Annotated in this window: 13 protein-coding genes; 2 read left to right on the plus strand and 11 right to left on the minus strand. The window is 73.7% G+C overall.

The annotated features are described in order from the left end of the window. Positions 1-503: 503 nt before the first annotated feature. The 10 genes from ACPXCB_RS27730 to ACPXCB_RS27775 all read right to left on the minus strand — a co-directional run bounded on the left by ACPXCB_RS27730 (position 504) and on the right by ACPXCB_RS27775 (position 12,457). Entirely contained in the window at positions 504-3,035 is a 2,532-nt protein-coding gene (locus ACPXCB_RS27730; protein WP_425878834.1) for an ATP-dependent Clp protease ATP-binding subunit, read from the minus strand. Positions 3,036-3,496: 461 nt separating this feature from the next. Next, a complete protein-coding gene (locus ACPXCB_RS27735) occupies positions 3,497-3,847 on the minus strand; it encodes a histone-like nucleoid-structuring protein Lsr2 (protein WP_165947879.1) in 351 nt (116 codons plus the stop codon). Positions 3,848-3,956: 109 nt separating this feature from the next. Then, entirely contained in the window at positions 3,957-5,465 is a 1,509-nt protein-coding gene (lysS, locus tag ACPXCB_RS27740; RefSeq protein ID WP_425878750.1) for a lysine--tRNA ligase, read from the minus strand. Between the two features lie 128 nt (positions 5,466-5,593). After that, positions 5,594-6,352 (minus strand): type III pantothenate kinase, encoded by a 759-nt coding sequence (locus ACPXCB_RS27745; RefSeq protein ID WP_425878752.1) that lies wholly within the window; start codon positions 6,350-6,352, stop codon positions 5,594-5,596. Between the two features lie 32 nt (positions 6,353-6,384). Beyond that, positions 6,385-7,281 carry a carboxylating nicotinate-nucleotide diphosphorylase gene (gene nadC, locus ACPXCB_RS27750; RefSeq protein WP_425878754.1) on the minus strand — a complete coding sequence of 299 codons (897 nt, stop codon included), beginning with the start codon at positions 7,279-7,281 and terminating at the stop codon, positions 6,385-6,387. After that, positions 7,278-8,972, minus strand: a complete 1,695-nt coding sequence (locus ACPXCB_RS27755; protein ID WP_425878756.1) for an L-aspartate oxidase — start codon at positions 8,970-8,972, stop codon at positions 7,278-7,280. The genes nadC and ACPXCB_RS27755 overlap by 4 nt, the downstream gene beginning before the upstream one ends. Before the next feature lie 116 nt (positions 8,973-9,088). Further along, entirely contained in the window at positions 9,089-9,970 is an 882-nt protein-coding gene (locus tag ACPXCB_RS27760; RefSeq protein WP_425878835.1) for a septum formation family protein, read from the minus strand. Positions 9,971-10,162: 192 nt separating this feature from the next. Further along, positions 10,163-10,588: an aspartate 1-decarboxylase gene (panD, locus tag ACPXCB_RS27765; protein ID WP_132238660.1), complete on the minus strand. Its 426-nt coding sequence runs from the start codon at positions 10,586-10,588 to the stop codon at positions 10,163-10,165. 37 nt (positions 10,589-10,625) lie between these two features. Next, positions 10,626-11,474 (minus strand): pantoate--beta-alanine ligase, encoded by an 849-nt coding sequence (panC, locus tag ACPXCB_RS27770; protein WP_425878837.1) that lies wholly within the window; start codon positions 11,472-11,474, stop codon positions 10,626-10,628. Between the two features lie 29 nt (positions 11,475-11,503). After that, positions 11,504-12,457, minus strand: coding sequence for a Rossmann-like and DUF2520 domain-containing protein (locus ACPXCB_RS27775; RefSeq protein WP_425878757.1), 954 nt, complete (start codon positions 12,455-12,457; stop codon positions 11,504-11,506). 229 nt (positions 12,458-12,686) lie between these two features. On the opposite strand from ACPXCB_RS27775, the gene ACPXCB_RS27780 reads away from it, so the two are divergent. Both ACPXCB_RS27780 and ACPXCB_RS27785 read left to right on the plus strand, forming a co-directional pair. Next, positions 12,687-13,856: an SAM-dependent methyltransferase gene (locus ACPXCB_RS27780; protein WP_425878838.1), complete on the plus strand. Its 1,170-nt coding sequence runs from the start codon at positions 12,687-12,689 to the stop codon at positions 13,854-13,856. Further along, the gene (locus ACPXCB_RS27785) at positions 13,853-15,022 is read left to right on the plus strand and encodes an NADH-quinone oxidoreductase subunit D (RefSeq protein ID WP_425878759.1); all 1,170 of its coding nucleotides are present in this window, start codon (positions 13,853-13,855) and stop codon (positions 15,020-15,022) included. The genes ACPXCB_RS27780 and ACPXCB_RS27785 overlap by 4 nt, the downstream gene beginning before the upstream one ends. Positions 15,023-15,092: 70 nt before the next feature. Here ACPXCB_RS27785 and ACPXCB_RS27790 read toward each other — a convergent pair whose 3' ends face one another. Next, positions 15,093-16,799: a hypothetical protein gene (locus ACPXCB_RS27790; protein WP_425878760.1), complete on the minus strand. Its 1,707-nt coding sequence runs from the start codon at positions 16,797-16,799 to the stop codon at positions 15,093-15,095. Positions 16,800-16,849: the final 50 nt, after the last annotated feature.

Raw genomic sequence — 16,849 nt, forward strand, 5'->3', positions numbered from 1 at the left:
GGGACGGGTGGCGTCACGGGCTGAGGAAAGGTCGAACCAGGTACGCCCTCGACGAGGGGGTGGGGCGCGTCCGGGGGATGTAACGACACGGGCCCGGCCGGCATTCCGACCGGCGACCCCCGGCCATCCCGCAGGCCTCAGGGGTCCAGGGCCCCGGGGTTACGCGCTCACGGTGGTTACAACGACCCGGGCCCCCGACCCATGCACCGCATCCGTGGCGCCGGCCACCACAAAACGTCACGAAACGGATAGACAGCCTGATCGGCCCCCCGGCTCACGGACGAGCTGCGGGGCAAGAGGGCCAAGATCAGGTGCCGTGGCACTTCCCGATCATGGTGGATTTCCTGGTCGCGGCGCCGATGGCGGTACCACGAACCGGACGCGCGCCCCAGACTGGCCGCGACTCCGCCGACCAAGGGGGCGGGGTGAGCGGGGTGGACGGAAGAAAGGCGGCGGCCCGGTGGCTGGTGCCACCGGGCCGCCGCCCTCGTGCTGTTTCGGTCCTACTCGTCCGCGCCTGCGGCGGCGGTGCCACCGAGGTCGGCCGGGACGGCGTCCGGCACGGTGGCCGGCCGGTCCGCGCCCGTGAAGATGAGCTTGGACTTGTCGATGTCCTCCGGATCGCCCTCGCAGTCCACCACCACGATCTGACCCGGGATCAGCTCGTTGAAGAGGATCCGCTCGGACAGGTTGTCCTCGATGTCGCGCTGGATCGTGCGACGCAGCGGACGCGCACCGAGGACCGGGTCGAAGCCCTTCTTCGCCAGGTACTTCTTGGCGTTGTCGGTCAGCTCCAGACCCATGTCCTTGTTCCGCAGCTGGCCCTCGATCCGCTGGATCATGATGTCGACGATCGACAGGATCTCCAGCTGGCGCAGCTGGTGGAAGACGATGGTGTCGTCGATCCGGTTGAGGAACTCAGGCCGGAAGTGCTGCTTGAGCTCGTCGTTGACCTTCTGCTTCATCCGGTCGTAGTTGGACTCGGAGTCCTCCGACGCCTGGAAGCCGAGCGAGACCGCCTTGGCGACGTCGCGGGTGCCCAGGTTGGTGGTCAGGATGATGACCGTGTTCTTGAAGTCCACGATCCGGCCCTGACCGTCGGTGAGCCGACCGTCCTCCAGGATCTGGAGCAGCGTGTTGAACACGTCCGGGTGGGCCTTCTCGATCTCGTCGAAGAGGACCACCGAGAACGGCCGACGCCGCACCTTCTCGGTCAGCTGGCCGCCCTCGTCGTAGCCGACGTAGCCGGGAGGGGCACCCACCAGCCGGGAGACCGTGTAACGGTCGTGGAACTCGGACATGTCCAGCTGGATGAGGGCGTCCTCGCTGCCGAACAGGAACTCGGCGAGCGCCTTGGAGAGCTCGGTCTTACCGACACCGGACGGGCCGGCGAAGATGAACGAGCCCGACGGACGCTTCGGGTCCTTCAGGCCGGCCCGGGTACGCCGGATCGCCTTCGAGACCGCCTTGACCGCGTCCTCCTGGCCGATGACGCGCTTGTGCAGCTCGTCCTCCATGCGCAGCAGGCGCGAGGTCTCCTCCTCGGTCAGCTTGTAGACCGGGATGCCGGTCCAGTTGCCGAGCACCTCGGCGATCTGCTCGTCGTCGACCTCGCTGACGACGTCCAGGTCACCGGCCTTCCACTCCTTCTCCCGCTGGGCCTTCTGGCCGAGGAGCTGCTTCTCCTTGTCGCGCAGCTGGGCGGCGCGCTCGAAGTCCTGCGCGTCGATCGCGGACTCCTTGTCGCGACGCACCTGGGCGATGCGCTCGTCGAAGTCGCGCAGGTCCGGCGGCGCGGTCATCCGGCGGATCCGCATCCGGGCACCGGCCTCGTCGATGAGGTCGATCGCCTTGTCCGGCAGGAAGCGGTCGGAGATGTACCGGTCGGCCAGCGTCGCGGCGGCCACGAGAGCGGCGTCGGTGATGCTGACCCGGTGGTGCGCCTCGTAGCGGTCGCGCAGGCCCTTGAGGATCTCGATGGTGTGGGCCAGCGACGGCTCACCCACCTGGATCGGCTGGAAGCGGCGCTCGAGGGCGGCGTCCTTCTCCAGGTGCTTGCGGTATTCGTCGAGCGTGGTCGCGCCGATGGTCTGCAGCTCGCCACGGGCCAGCATCGGCTTGAGGATGCTCGCCGCGTCGATCGCGCCCTCGGCGGCACCCGCGCCGACCAGGGTGTGGATCTCGTCGATGAAGAGGATGATGTCGCCGCGGGTGCGGATCTCCTTGAGCACCTTCTTGAGGCGCTCCTCGAAGTCACCGCGGTAGCGGGAACCGGCGACCAGGGCACCGAGGTCGAGCGTGTAGAGCTGCTTGTCCTTCAGCGTCTCGGGCACCTCGCCCTTGATGATCTTCTGGGCCAGCCCCTCCACCACGGCGGTCTTGCCGACGCCGGGCTCACCGATCAGAACCGGGTTGTTCTTGGTGCGGCGGGAGAGCACCTGCATGACCCGCTCGATTTCCTTCTCGCGCCCGATGACCGGGTCGAGCTTGCCCTCGCGGGCGGCCTGGGTCAGGTTGCGGCCGAACTGGTCCAGCACGAGGCTGGTGGACGGCGCGGCCTCGCCCGGCGTGGCGCCCGCCGCGGCCGGCTCCTTGCCCTGGTAGCCGGAGAGCAGCTGGATCACCTGCTGGCGGACCCGGTTGAGGTCGGCGCCGAGCTTGACCAGCACCTGGGCGGCGACGCCCTCGCCCTCGCGGATCAGGCCGAGCAGGATGTGCTCCGTGCCGATGTAGTTGTGGCCGAGCTGCAGCGCCTCGCGCAGCGACAGCTCCAGCACCTTCTTGGCCCGCGGCGTGAACGGGATGTGCCCGCTCGGCGCCTGCTGACCCTGGCCGATGATCTCCTCGACCTGCTGCCGCACACCCTCCAGGGAGATGCCGAGGCTCTCCAGAGCCTTGGCGGCGACGCCCTCACCCTCGTGGATCAGGCCCAGCAGGATGTGTTCCGTACCGATGTAGTTGTGGTTGAGCATCCGGGCCTCTTCTTGGGCCAGGACGACAACCCGTCGCGCTCGGTCGGTGAACCGCTCGAACATGCCCTCGTGCTCCTCACGTGCCGTGCGCACTCGATCTTGATGGTCAAGAAGTCGTGGCGGGGCCGGTGCGCGGACGACCGGGACGGGCGTCCGTGCCTCCTTACTCTATCGCCGCGGACCGACTCCGCTGAGGTCGTGTGTCCCCGTCGGAAGCCGTGTACGCGTCGTTTTGCACAACCGTCCGCGCTCAGGGGGTGTTCCGGTACCCCTGCCTGTACGCGCAGAGCGAAATTCGACCCCGGTCGCGGACCCGTCGTGCGGGTCGCGCCGGTGCCGAGGCGGCCCTCATCCGGGCCGTCCGGGAGTTGTCCACAGGCTGTGGACAGACTCTCCACCGGCTGTGGACAACGACCGTCGGGACGGAATTCTTCCCGCTCGGACGCGACCCCGGGCGGATACGGCGACGCCGGCCCGGAGTCGTGCTCCGGCCCGGCGTCGGTGTCGCCCGTTGGCGGTCCCGGTCAGTGACCGGCCTTCGCGTGGTACTCGTCGACGATCTCCTGGGGGATCCGGCCCCGGTCGGAGATGTCCTTGCCGGCCTTCTTGGCCCAGGCGCGGATCGCCTTGTTCTGCTCCCGGTCGGCGGTGGCGCCACCCCGGCCGCGCGCGGCCCGGCCGCCGACGACGACGCCGCCCCTGCCCACCTTGGTGCCGTGGGCGATGTACGAGGCGAATACGTCGCGCAATTTCTCGGCGTTCGAGCTGGACAGGTCGATCTCGTACTGAACGCCGTCGAGCGCGAACTTGACCGTCTCGTCAGCGTCCCCGCCGTCCAGGTCATCGACCAGCTTATGAATGATCTGCTTGGCCACGTCCCACATTCCTTTCGAGCAGGGTGCTCCTGCAAACTGTAAGCACGATAACCCGCGCGACGCTTCCCACGTCAATAGGATGCGGTAACGACCCGGTGGAGATGTGCGGCTACTCCGGGCGAACCAGGGGGAAGAGGATGGTTTCCCGAATTCCCAGGCCGGTGAGCGCCATCAAGAGCCGGTCGATTCCCATTCCCATACCCCCGGCCGGCGGCATTCCGTACTCCATCGCCCGGAGAAAGTCCTCGTCCAGCCGCATGGCCTCGTCGTCGCCGCGGGCGCCGAGCTGGGCCTGGGCCACCAGCCGCTCCCGCTGCACCACCGGGTCCACCAGCTCGGAGTACGCGGTCCCCAGCTCGAAACCGAGCACGTAGAGGTCCCACTTCTCGGCCAGCCCGGGCTCGCTGCGGTGCGCCCGGGTCAGCGGGCTCGTCTCCTCCGGGTAGTCGCGGACGAAAGTGGGCGCCTGGAGGCTCGGCACCACCAGCTCCTCGAACAGTTCCTCCGCCAGCTTGCCCGGCCCCCACTTCGGGTCGACCGCCAAACCCACCTTCTCGGCGTACTCCACGAGGCGGGCGCGCTCGGTGCGCACCGTGACCTCCTCGCCGAGGGCCTCGGAAAGCACCCCGAAGAGGGTCACCGAGCGCCACTCGCCGCCCAGATCGAACTCCCGGCCGTCGGCGTGTGTCACCACGGTCGAGCCGCCGACGGCGATCGCCGCCTGCTGCACGAGATTCCGGGTCAGCTCGGCCATGGTGTCGTAGTCGCCGTACGCCTCGTATGCCTCGAGCATCGCGAACTCGGGCGAGTGCGAAGAGTCGACACCCTCATTACGGAAGTTGCGGTTGATCTCGAAGACCCGGTCGACGCCGCCGACGACGGCCCGCTTGAGAAACAGTTCCGGCGCGATTCGCAGATACAGATCGGTGCTGAGTGCATTGCTGTGGGTCACGAATGGCCGGGCCGCCGCGCCGCCGTGCAGCAGCTGGAGCATCGGGGTCTCCACCTCGATGAAGTCCCGGCCGTGCAGCGACTCGCGCAGGCTGCGCACGGCCGTGGCGCGGGTACGCACCATCTGGCGGGCCTGCGGCCGGACGATCAGGTCCACGTAGCGCTGCCGGACCCGCGCCTCCTCGCTGAGCGGCTTGTGCGCCACCGGCAGCGGGCGGAGCGCCTTCGCCGTCACCGCCCACTGCTCGACCAGCACGGACAGCTCGCCGCGCCGGCTGGTGATCACCTCGCCGGTCACGCCGACGAGGTCACCGAGGTCGACCAGGCGCTTCCAGTCGTTCAGCCGGCCGGGGCCGACCCGGTCGAGGGAGAGCATGGCCTGCAGCTCCGTGCCGTCGCCGTCCCGGAGGGTGGCGAAGCAGAGCTTGCCCGTGTTGCGTACGAAGATCACCCGGCCGGTGACCGAGACCTGGTCCCCCGTGGCGGTGTCGGTGGGCAGCTCGGCGTACTTCTCGCGGATCTCGGCCAGCGTGCTGGTCCGGGGGAATCCGATGGGGTACGGCTCGACGCCCTCGGCGAGCATCCGGTCCCGCTTCTCCCGGCGGACCTTCATCTGCTCGGGAAGGTCGTCGGCGGGATCGACTGGCACGGGGTTCTGCTCGGTCACGGCACGCTTCCTCAGAAGGAGATTTCGGGCGGGGTCAGGCCCCGAGCGTACTCAAGGCGCCCGGAGGGCGTTACGGGATAACCCGCCCGCATGACCGGCCCCACTCGCGCCCTCTCCGGCGGCCGGGTTCAGACGTTGCGCTCGTAGACCATCCGCAGGCCGATCAGGGTGATCATCGGCTCGTGGTGGGTGATCGTGCGGCACTCGTTGATCACGAGCGAGGCCAGCCCGCCCGTGGCGATCACGGCGCTCACCTCGCCGATCTCCTCGATCATCCGCTCGACGATCCGGTCCACCTGCCCGGCGAAGCCGAAGTAGAGGCCGGACTGGAGGCACTCGACGGTGTTCTTGCCGATCACCGAGCGGGGCTTGGTCGCCTCCACCTTGCGCAGCTGGGCGGCCCGGGCGGCGAGCGCGTCGAAGGAGATCTCGATGCCCGGGGCGAAGGCGCCGCCGAGGAACTCGCCCCGGGCGCTGATCACGTCGAAGTTGGTGGTGGTGCCGAAGTCCACCACGATCGACGGCCCGCCGTAGAGGGTGTACGCGGCCAGGGTGTTCACCACCCGGTCGGCGCCCACCTCCTTCGGGTTGTCGATGGCGAGCTGCACCCCGGTGCGCACCCCGGGCTCGACGATCACGCTCGGCAGGTCCGCGTAGTAGCGGGCGAGCATGTTGCGCAGCGAGCGCAGCGCGGCCGGGACCGTGGAGCAGGCCGCGACCCCGGTGATCTCGACGGCGTCCGCAGCGAGCAGGCCCCGGAACTTCAGGCCCAGCTCGTCGGCCGTCGCCCGCGCATCGGTCTTGATCCGCCAGGAGTGCACCAGCTTGTCGCCGTCAAAGGTCGCCAGCACGGTGTTGGTGTTTCCGATGTCGATGCAGAGCAGCACGCTCGCAGCCTAGACAACGCCCGGCCGCCGGTTCACGCGGTGCGCAGGTCCATGGCGATGTCGAGGATCGGCGAGGAGTGCGTCAGGGCCCCGACCGACACGAAGTCGACGCCGGTCGCCGCGTACCGCGCCGCCACGTCGAGGGTCAGCCCGCCGGTCGCCTCGAGCTCCGCCCGGTCCCCCACCAGGGCGGCCACCTCGGTGAGCAGCTCCGGGGTCATGTTGTCCAGCAGCAGGAAGTCCGCGCCGGCCTCGACCGCCTCCACCGCCTCGGCGACCGTGTCCACCTCGACCTGCACGGGCACGTCCGGGAAGGTCTCCCGGACCCGACGGAAGGCCGCCGTGATGCCGCCCGCCGCGAACTTGTGGTTGTCCTTGATCATCGCGACGTCGTGCAGGCCCATCCGCTTGTTCGTGCCGCCGCCCGCGCGGACCGCGTACTTCTCCAGGGCGCGCAGGCCCGGGGTCGTCTTGCGGGTGTCCAGCACCATCGCCTTGGTGCCGGCCAGGGCGTCCGCCCAGGCCCGGGTGTGGGTGGCCACCCCGGACATCCGGCAGAGCAGGTTGAGCGCCGTGCGCTCGGCGGTGAGCAGCAGCCGGGTCGGGCCGGTCACCGTGGCCAGCACGTCGCCGCGCGCCACCCGCTCGCCGTCGCGGGCCACCACCGACACCTCGACCGTACGACCGGCGCCGGTCGCCTCGCCGACCAGCTCGAACACGGCCGCCGCCACGGCGAGCCCGGCCACCACGCCTTCGGCGCGGGCCACCAGGTCGGCCGTGTCGGTCTGCCCGGCCGGGATGGTGGCGACACTGGTGACGTCCAGGAGGTCCGGGCCCAGGTCCTCGGCGAGCGCGGCCTCGACCGTCCGCCGCACCTGCGCCGGATCCAGGCCGGCGTCCCGCAGTGCCCGTTCCGTCGACTCCGTCATCGGGTTCCCTCCCACGCTTGCGTCAGCCGGCCCTGCGCCCCGACCGCGCCGACCAGGTGGCCGTGCCACCGCTCGTCGGCCGTCGGGAAGTCCTCCCGCCAGTGGCAGCCCCGGGTCTCCCGGCGGGCGTACGCGGCGGCGACCAGCGCCGACGCCACGGTGATCAGGTTCGTCGCCTCCCAGTCGGCCGTCCGGGGCCGCCCCCGGCCCTCGCCGAGCCCGGTCAGCGCGCCGGCGGTCGCCGCGAGGGTCTCCGCCGAGCGGAGCACGCCCGCGCCCCGGGTCATCGCCCGTTGCAGCGTCGGCGTCGCCTCGGCCGGTACCACCCAGCCCTCGCCGCCCACCCAGGCGCCCGTCGCCGCCGGCTGGGCCTGCTCGGGCAGGCCGGCCGCGATGTCCTCGGCGATCCGCCGGGAGAAGACCAGCCCCTCCAGCAGCGAGTTGCTGGCCAGCCGGTTGGCGCCGTGCACGCCCGTGCAGGCGACCTCGCCGCACGCGTACAGCCCGGGGATGGAGGTGCGGCCGCGCAGGTCCGTGCGGACGCCGCCGGAGGCGTAGTGCGCGGCCGGGGCGACCGGGATCAGATCGGTCCCCGGGTCGACCCCGATGGCCAGGCAGGACGCGACGATGGTCGGGAAGCGCCGGGCCAGGAAGTCACCGCCCAGGTGCCGGGCGTCGAGGAACACGTGGTCCGCCCCGGTGGCCAGCAGGACCCGGTGGATGCCCTTGGCCACCACGTCCCGGGGCGCCAGCTCGGCCAGCTCGTGCTGCCCGACCATGAACCGCTTGCTGTCGCCGTCGACCAGGTGGGCGCCCTCGCCGCGCAACGCCTCGGAGACCAGCGGCTGCTGGGCGTGCCCGGCGCCGGGCACGCCGGCACCGGCCGGGGTGATCAGCGCGGTCGGGTGGAACTGGACGAACTCCACGTCTGTCACCGCCGCGCCGGCCCGCATCGCGAGGGCCACCCCGTCCCCGGTCGACACGGCCGGGTTGGTGGTGGCCGCGTAGATCTGGCCCATCCCGCCGGTGGCCAGGACGACCGCCCGGGCCAGGATGGCGCCCACGCCGTCCTCGCTGCCCTCGCCGAGCACGTGCAGGGTGATGCCGCAGGCCGGGCCGAGCCCGTCGGGACCGTCCCCGGGGGCGCGCAGCAGGTCCAGCACGAGGGCGTGCTCCACCAGCCGGATCCAGGGGTCGCGGCGCACGGCGGCGTGCAGGGCGCGCTGCACCTCGACCCCGGTGGCGTCGCCGCCGGCGTGCACGATCCGGTCCGCCCGGTGCCCGCCCTCCCGGGTCAGCATCAGCGAGCCGTCCGGGTTGCGGTCGAACTCCGCCCCGATCCGCATCAGCTCGCGCAGCCGGGTGGGGCCCTCCTCGACCAGCACCCGCACCGCCGCCGGGTCGCAGAGCCCGACGCCGGCGATCTCGGTGTCCGAGGCGTGCGCGGTCGGGGTGTCCTGCGGGTCGAGCACGGCGGCGATGCCGCCCTGCGCCCAGCGGGTCGACCCCTCGTCCATGTCGACCTTGGTCACCACGGTGACGTGCAGCCCCGCCTCGCGCAGGTGCAGCGCGGCGGTCAGGCCCGCCACCCCGGAACCGACCACGATCACGTCGGTGGTCTCCACCCAGCCGGGCGCGGGGGCGGCCAGCAGTCTGGGCAGCGCCGGCAGGTCGACGGTCGGAAGGTCCATACCCACAGTCAACCCGAAGGGTCCTCGCGGGGGGCGGCGGGGGCGGGACGAGTGGTTTGGGCCATGGGGTCCCGGGCCACGCCACGCGTGGAACCGCCTGCGTGGGCCGGCGCGCGCTACCGCGTCCGGACCGGGAGGGCCGCCGGGCCCGCGCCCCGCAGCGAGCCGGTCACCGTACGGTCGTCGAGCCAGAGGTAGCAGCGGACGCCCCGGTCGCCGACGCGCCACCGGCCCGCTCCCGGCGGACGGACCACCACCCCGCTGCGGAAGCGCAGGTCGGCGTCGTCGGGCACCCCCACGTAACGGCCGAGCACCGAGCGGCAGCCGGCGTACAGCGGGGCCCAGTCGGCGGCCCGGGTCGGGTACGGGCGGTCGGGCGCCCGCCACACCCCGACGAACTCGGCGTCGTGCCGGGTGGCGCAGTCGACCGGGAGCAGCGTCCGCACCGACCCGCCCCGGGATCGGGCCTGCTGGCAGCCCAGGCGCAGCGGGGACGGCCCCCGCAGCGCGTCCCGGAGGCTGCCGGTGCGGACCACCACCGTGGCGGCGGCCTCGGCGGTGCTCACCTCGGTCAGGTCGCACCGGTACCAGCGGGCGCCCGCCGTCCAGCCCGCCCCGGACGGCACCGCCACCGCCAGCCGCAGCCGCCCCGCCCGCCAGTCGGCGCCCACGTGACCGGTCGCCCGGGCGTCGCAGTCGGCGAAGGCCCCCCGCAGCTCGGCCGAGCCGCCCGGCGGCGGGGCGGGCCGCCCGGCCGGGAAGGCGCCCACGTGCACGGTCTCGACCCGGTGCGGCACGGCGCAGTCCACCGGCGCGTACGCCGCCAGGGTCACCACCTCGACGAAGTCGGCGACCTGGCACACCCCGGCGGCCGGGGTGAAGGGCCCGGCGGCGGGCGGGGCCGCCCAGTCGTCGACCAGGTCACCGTCCAGCCCGCCGGCGTCGGCGCAGCCGGCCAGGAGCGCGGCCGTGGCGACGGCAGCGAGCAGGGTGGTCATCGCACGGCGCACAGCGGCCTCCCCCAGCCACCCGCGTCTCTCGACGGGCAACCAGACTACCCAGGGATGACCTTCCGGTGACAGACCGCACGCACGCCCGCTTCCCCGCACCTCCAGGGTCCTGCGGTCACGAAGGGTACGAAAACCGACAGAATCCGCCGGAGGAGCGGGCGGAAGGCGGGAACGGGCGGGTCAGACGGCGGCGGCGAGGGGATTGGGGATCGGGGCGCCGGCGGTGCCGGGTGCGGCGGTGGTCGGGTCGGCGTTCAGCTCGACGACCCGGTTGTCGGCGTCGACGTGCACGACCCGTGGCCGGTAGGCACGGGCCTCGACGTCATCCATCTGCCCGTACGAGATGAGGATGACCAGGTCGCCCGGGTGCACCAGGTGGGCGGCGGCGCCGTTGATGCCGATCACGCCGCTGCCCCGCTCGCCCGGGATCACGTACGTCTCCAGCCGCGCCCCGTTGGTGATGTCCACGATCGCCACCTGCTCGCCGGGGATCAGGTCGGCGGCGTCGAGCAGGTCCTCGTCGACGGTCACCGAGCCGACGTAGTGCAGGTCGGCCTGGGTCACCGTAGCCCGGTGGATCTTCGACTTGAGCATGGTGCGCAGCATCGGGATGCCTTTCGCGGAAAGGTGGCGGGGGTGGGGTTCAGGAACGGGGGGCGAGCCGGATCGCCGCGTTGTCGATCAACCGGGTGGCGCCCACCCAGGCGGCCACGAGCAGCCGCGCCGGCCCGGAGACCGGTCCCGGTTCCAGGTCCGGGTCGGTGAGCACCAGGTAGTCGAGGCGCGCGCCAGGCGTACCGGCGCCGAAGGCCGCGTGCGCGGCGGCGAGCACCGCCCCCGCGTCACCGCCCTCGTCGGCGGCCGCGGCCCCGGCCCGCAGCGCCGCGGACAGGCTCAGCGCGGCCTCCCGCTCGGCCGGGGACAGGTAGCGGTTGCGGCTGGACAGGGCCAGCCCGTCCGGCTCCCGTACGGTCGGCACGCCGACCACCTCGACCGGCACGTCGAGGTCCCGGGCCATCCGCCGCACCAGGGTCAGCTGCTGGTAGTCCTTCTCGCCGAAGAACGTCAGGTCGGGGCGGGTGAGCTGGAGCAGCTTCAGCACCACGGTGAGGACCCCGTGGAAGAACCCGGGGCGGCTCTGCCCCTCCAGGTCCTCCCCCAGCGGGCCCGGGTTCACCCGGACCCGGGGCTGGCCGTCCGGGTACATGTCGGCCACCGAGGGGGCGAAGACCACGTCCGCGCCGGCCCGCCGGCAGATCTCCAGGTCGGCGTCGAGGGTGCGCGGGTAGCGGTCGAAGTCCTCGTTCGGGCCGAACTGCAACGGGTTCACGAAGATCGTGACGAGCACGTGGTCGGCGCGCTCCCCGGCCGCCCGCAGCAGCGTCTCGTGCCCGGAGTGCAGCGCGCCCATGGTCATCACGACGCCCACGGTGCCCTTGAGCCCGTCGCGCGCCGCAGCCAGCTCGGCGCGGGTGTGCACCAGTTCCGTCACCTGTCCCCCTCCGTCCACCGTCGGCCCGGTCACGCCGCCACCTCGCGCCGGTCGCCGGCGAGCACGCCGAGCAGCGACTCCGCGTCGACCGGCGACAACCGGCCCGCGGCGATGGCCCGGTCGGCCGTACGCCGGGCCAGGGCCAGATAGGGCGCGACCGACTCGGGGGCGGTCGCGGCGAGCCGGGCCAGGTGCCGCTCGACCGTGCCGGCGTCGCCCCGGGACACCGGCCCGGTCAGCGCGTCGTCGCCGAGGCGCAGCGCGTTCTCCAGGGCGGCCCGCAGCAGCGGGGCGAGCACCTTCTCCGGCTGGGCCACCCCGGCGTCGCGCAGCCGGTCGGCCGCCTCGTTGACCAGGGTCACCAGGTGGTTGGCGCCGTGCGCCAGCGCCGCGTGGTAGAGCGGCCGGTCCCCCTCGCCGACCCACTCCGGCACCCCGCCGAGGTCGGCGACCAGCCGGGCGGCCAGGGGGCGCAGCTCCGCCGGGGCGGTCACCCCGTACGAGATGCCCGCCAGCCGGGCGAGGTCGTCCGGCGTACCGGTGAAGGTCATCGCGGGGTGCAGGGCGAGCGGTCGGGCGCCCGCCGCGGCGGCGGGGGCGAGCACGGCCAGCCCGTGCGCGCCCGAGGTGTGCGCGACCACCTGGCCGGGGCGCAGCGCGCCGCCGTCGGCCAGGGCGGCGACCACCCCGGCGAGCGCGTCGTCGGGCACCGCGACCAGCAGCAGGTCGGTGGCCGCCCGCGCCACGGCGGCGGCGGAGCGGCGGGGCACGTCGGGAAGCAGCAGCGCGGCCCGGGCCCGGGAGGCGCCGGAGCCGGCCGTGACGGCGACGACCCGGTGGCCGGCGGCGGCGAGTGCGGCGCCCAGCACCGTGCCGACCCGACCGGAGCCGACGACACCGACGGTGAGGAGACGGGGGGTGGCGGCCGGCGGTACGGCGGCCCCGCGGGGGGCGGCCGGGCGCGGGCGCAGGGGTGCGCTCATGGGCGACGATCCAGTCCTCGAGAAGGGGTACCGGTCGATGGCAAGTATGCGCCGGGGTCACGGAACCGGGACAAGGATGTGTGAAAACGCTCACCGATGGCAGCCGGCGTGTGCGGGGCGTGCCGGCCAGCAGCAGCGGTACGACCGCCAGGGCGGGGATGACAGCCGCCGCACAGCCGCCGACCGTAGGGTCGGCACGGTGACGTACGCCGAACAGGGAACGAAACTGATGCCGGAGCGCTGGCGGGACGCGATGGAACGGTCCCTCTACGGGCCGGACGGGTTCTTCGTCTCCGGCTCCGGCCCGGCGGCCCACTTCCGCACCAGCGTGCACGCGTCCCCGGCCTTCGCCGCCGCGCTGCTGCGGCTAGTCGAGCAGGTCGACGCCGCCCTCGGCCACCCGGGCGTCCTCCGCGTGGTCGACGTGGGCGCGGGGCGGGGCGAGCTGCTGCGCGCCCTCTCCGCCGCGCTGGGGACTCCCCCGGCCCGGCCCTCGGCCTCATCCGGCCCGTCGTCCGCCGGTCCCGCGCCCTCCGCGTCGGTTCCGCTCGCCTCCCGGGTACGCCTCACCGCGGTCGAGAAAGCCCCACGACCGGCCGACCTGCCCGACAGGATCGACTGGCTCGACGAGATCCCCGACGGGATCACCGGGCTGCTGGTGGCCACCGAGTGGCTGGACAACGTGCCGCTCGACGTGACGGTGCACACCGCCGAAGGCTGGCGCTACCTGCTGGTCGACCCGGCCACCGGCGCGGAGACCGTCGGCGACCCGGTCGACCCCGCCGACGCGGACTGGCTCACCCGGTGGTGGCCGGCACCGGATGCCGGCGCGGACGGGATCGGCCCGACCGTGTCGGGGTTCCTGGCAGCCCGATCGGCGGAGGAATCAAGCCTGACCGCCCGGAGCCGGTCGGGGCGCCAGGACCCCCCTACGACAGTGCGGGCCGAGATCGGCCGGACGCGCGACGAGGCCTGGGCAGACGCCGTGGGCCACGTCGACCGGGGGCTGGCGCTGGCCGTGGACTACGGGCACCTGCGCGACGGTCGGCCCGTGGACGGGACGTTGACCGGGTACCGGGGCGGGCGGCAGGTGCCGCCGGTGCCGGACGGGAGCCGCGACGTCACCGCGCACGTCGCCGTCGACTCGGTCGCCTCCGCCGGTGCCGAGGTCGCCGGGTGCGCGTACGACCTCGTGTCGCAGCGGGAGGCGCTGCGGGCGCTCGGGGCCGACGGCGGGCGACCGCCGCTCAGCCTGGCCGCCAGCGACCCGGCCGGGTACGTGCGGGCGCTCGCCGCCGCGTCGGCGGTGGCCGAGCTGACCGACCCGGCCGGCTTGGGCGGGCACTGGTGGCTGCGGCAACCGGTCGGCGTCGACCCCGGGCCGTTCATGGCACGATGACGGTCATGACCACGGACGCCGGCGACCTCCGCGAGCTGACCGTCGGCACCGGGGCCGGCGGCGAGCAGCTCGGCACCGACATGGTGCTCAACATCGGGCCGCAGCACCCCTCCACGCACGGCGTGCTCCGGCTCAGGCTGGTGCTCGACGGCGAACGGGTGGTGGCCTGCGAGCCGATCGTCGGCTACATGCACCGGGGCGCGGAGAAGCTGTTCGAGGTCCGCGACTACCGGCAGATCATCGTGCTGGCCAACCGGCACGACTGGCTCTCGGCCTTCTCCAACGAGCTGGGCGTGGTGCTCGCCGTCGAACGGCTGATGGGCATGGAGGTGCCGGAGCGGGCCACCTGGCTGCGGATGGCCCTCGCAGAGCTGAACCGGGTGCTCAACCACCTGATGTTCCTCGGCTCCTACCCGCTGGAGATCGGCGCGATCACGCCGATGTTCTACGCGTTCCGCGAGCGGGAGACCATCCAGGCGGTCATGGAGGAGGTCTCCGGCGGCCGGATCCACTACATGTTCAACCGGGTCGGCGGGCTCAAGGAGGAGATCCCCGCCGGCTGGACCGGCCGGGCGCGGGCCGCCATCGCCGAGGTCCGCCGGCGGATGCCGGACCTGGACAACCTCATCCGGCGCAACGACATCTTCCTGGCCCGTACGGTCGGCGTCGGGGTGCTCTCCGCGGCGGACGCCGCCGCGTTCGGCGCGTCCGGGCCCGTCGCCCGGGCTTCCGGCCTCGACCTGGACCTGCGCCGCGACGAGCCCTACCTGGCCTACGACCAGCTGGACGTGCCGGTCGTGACGAAGACCGCCGGGGACTGCCACGCCCGCTTCGAGGTGCTGCTCGACCAGGTGTACGCCTCGCTCGACCTCGCCGAGCAGTGCCTGGACCGGGTGGACCGGCTCACCGGACCGGTCAACACCCGGCTGCCGAAGGTGCTCAAGGCCCCCGAGGGGCACACCTACGCCTGGACCGAGAACCCGCTCGGCATCAACGGCTACTACCTGGTCTCCCGGGGCGAGAAGACGCCGTGGCGGCTGAAGCTACGCACTGCGTCGTACGCGAACGTGCAGGCGCTGGCCACCCTGCTCCCCGGCTGCCTGGTACCGGACCTGATCGCCATCCTCGGCTCGATGTTCTTCGTGGTCGGCGACATCGACAAGTGACCCGGCCGCGTACGCCCGTCCGGTCGCGGCGGGCGGCGCGGCGGCTGCCGGTCGGGGCGGCCGTCCGGGGTCAGCGCCAGCGGTCGGCGTTGCGGGCGCCGCCCGCGCGGGGCTCGTCGTCCTGCGGCGGGTAGCCGTAGGGCTCCTCTTGCCGCCGGCCGTACCGCTGCGGCTCGGGCTCCGCCCGACGGGTGCGGTGCGCCTCGGGCTGACCGGCGTCGTGCCGCGCCTCGGGCTGCTGTCCCCGCTGACGGGGCGCACGCCACTCGTCGGGCACCGGCACGCCGCCGGCCGGCAGGGCCGGGGCGTCGTCCGGCTCCGACCAGCCGCCGCGCCACCCGTCGTCCGGCCGGTCCGGACCCCGGCGCGGCTCGTCCCGCCGGACCGACGCCCAGCGGTCCGCGACCCGGTACTCGGTGCCGGTGGCGTCCGCGTGCACCTCGGCACGCCGCTCCCCGACCCGCAGCTCCCGGCCCCGGTCGTCGTCGCGCACGGCGGCCCACCGGTCCCCGGCGCGCAACTGCGACCAGTACTCCCCGCTCTCCGCCCCCGCCTCGTCCGGCGGGTACGCCCGGCCGCGCGCTTCGGCCGGCGCATCCCGACCCGGTGCCCCCGCGACGCCCCGGCCCGGGTCGGCCCGCTGCTGTCCGCGCTCGTCGTGCCGCCCCGGCCACTCCCGCTCGTCGCGCCCGCCGGACCACTCCCGGCCGCCGGGCTCGGCGGACCACTCCCGGCCGCCGGGCTCGGCGGACCACTCCCGGCCGCCGGGCTGGGTGGGCCGGGGCCGGTCGTCCCGGGCAGCCCCGGGGCCCGGCCGCGACACGACGTCGTCCCGGCGTGACCGGTCGTCGTGACGGGACCTCTCGTCCGGTTCGCCGTGCCCGTGACCGGCCCAGGAACGGTCGTCCGGCTCACCCGACCACGGCCGCTCCTCCTGCTCCGGCGACCAGCGTCCCGCGTACCCGCCGCCGTAGCGGGCCCCTCGGTCACCGGGGACGGGCGCGGCGCCGTCCACGATGGTGTGCCGGGTGGTGACGTGCACGGTCTCGGTGTGCCGCACCACCCCGAGCGAACGGGCCGAGGGCTGGCTCGCCGGCTCCGCCGGCCGGGCCGCCCCGTACACCCCGGCCGTTCCGCCGGCGGCCGGCCGGTCCGGGCCGTACCCACCGGCCGCGCCCGGTGCCGGCCCGTCCGTGCCGTACCCGGCGGCCGGGGCGGGCACGGGCCGCGCGGCACGTGGAGTCGGCTGCGGCCTGCCGGCGGGCTCCTCGTCGTCCCGGTCGGCGCGTCCCCGGCGGGGCGCCGTGTCGTCCTGGTCCGGCACCTGCCTGCGGCCGGCGACCGCGTCGTCGACGGACGCCCGGGCCCGGCCGGCGCCGGCCGGGGCGTCGACGCCGGCCAGCGCGGCGCTGCTCGCGTCCAGCCGCCGACGCAGCGCGGCGACCTCGTCCTGTGCCCGCTGGGCGTGATCGAGCGCCTGGTTGCCGCGTTGGGCGGCGGCCACGATCTCCCCGCGCAACTCGCGGCGGAGTTCCTCGATCTCGTCCAGCAGCTCGTCGGTGCGGGCCGGGCCCGCACCGTCGGCGCGCAACGCGATCGACAGGCCGATCAGGACGACGGCCAGGATGGCCAGCACGGCGGCGAACCGCAGCGGGCCGTTGCCGTCGGCGACGAGCAGGATCAACGCCGCCACCGGTGCCAGGGCGACACCGATCCAGAAGAGCACGGTGAGCAGTGACGGACTGCGCTTGTCGGCGGGGGCGACCGGGGCTGGCATGGGTCCGCAGCCTACCGAGAGCTGCCCCGCCCGGGAAAGGGTGAACGGGG

The sequence above is a fragment of the Micromonospora sp. DT62 genome, assembly GCF_049847285.1.
Lineage (GTDB): Bacteria > Actinomycetota > Actinomycetes > Mycobacteriales > Micromonosporaceae > Micromonospora > Micromonospora reichwaldensis.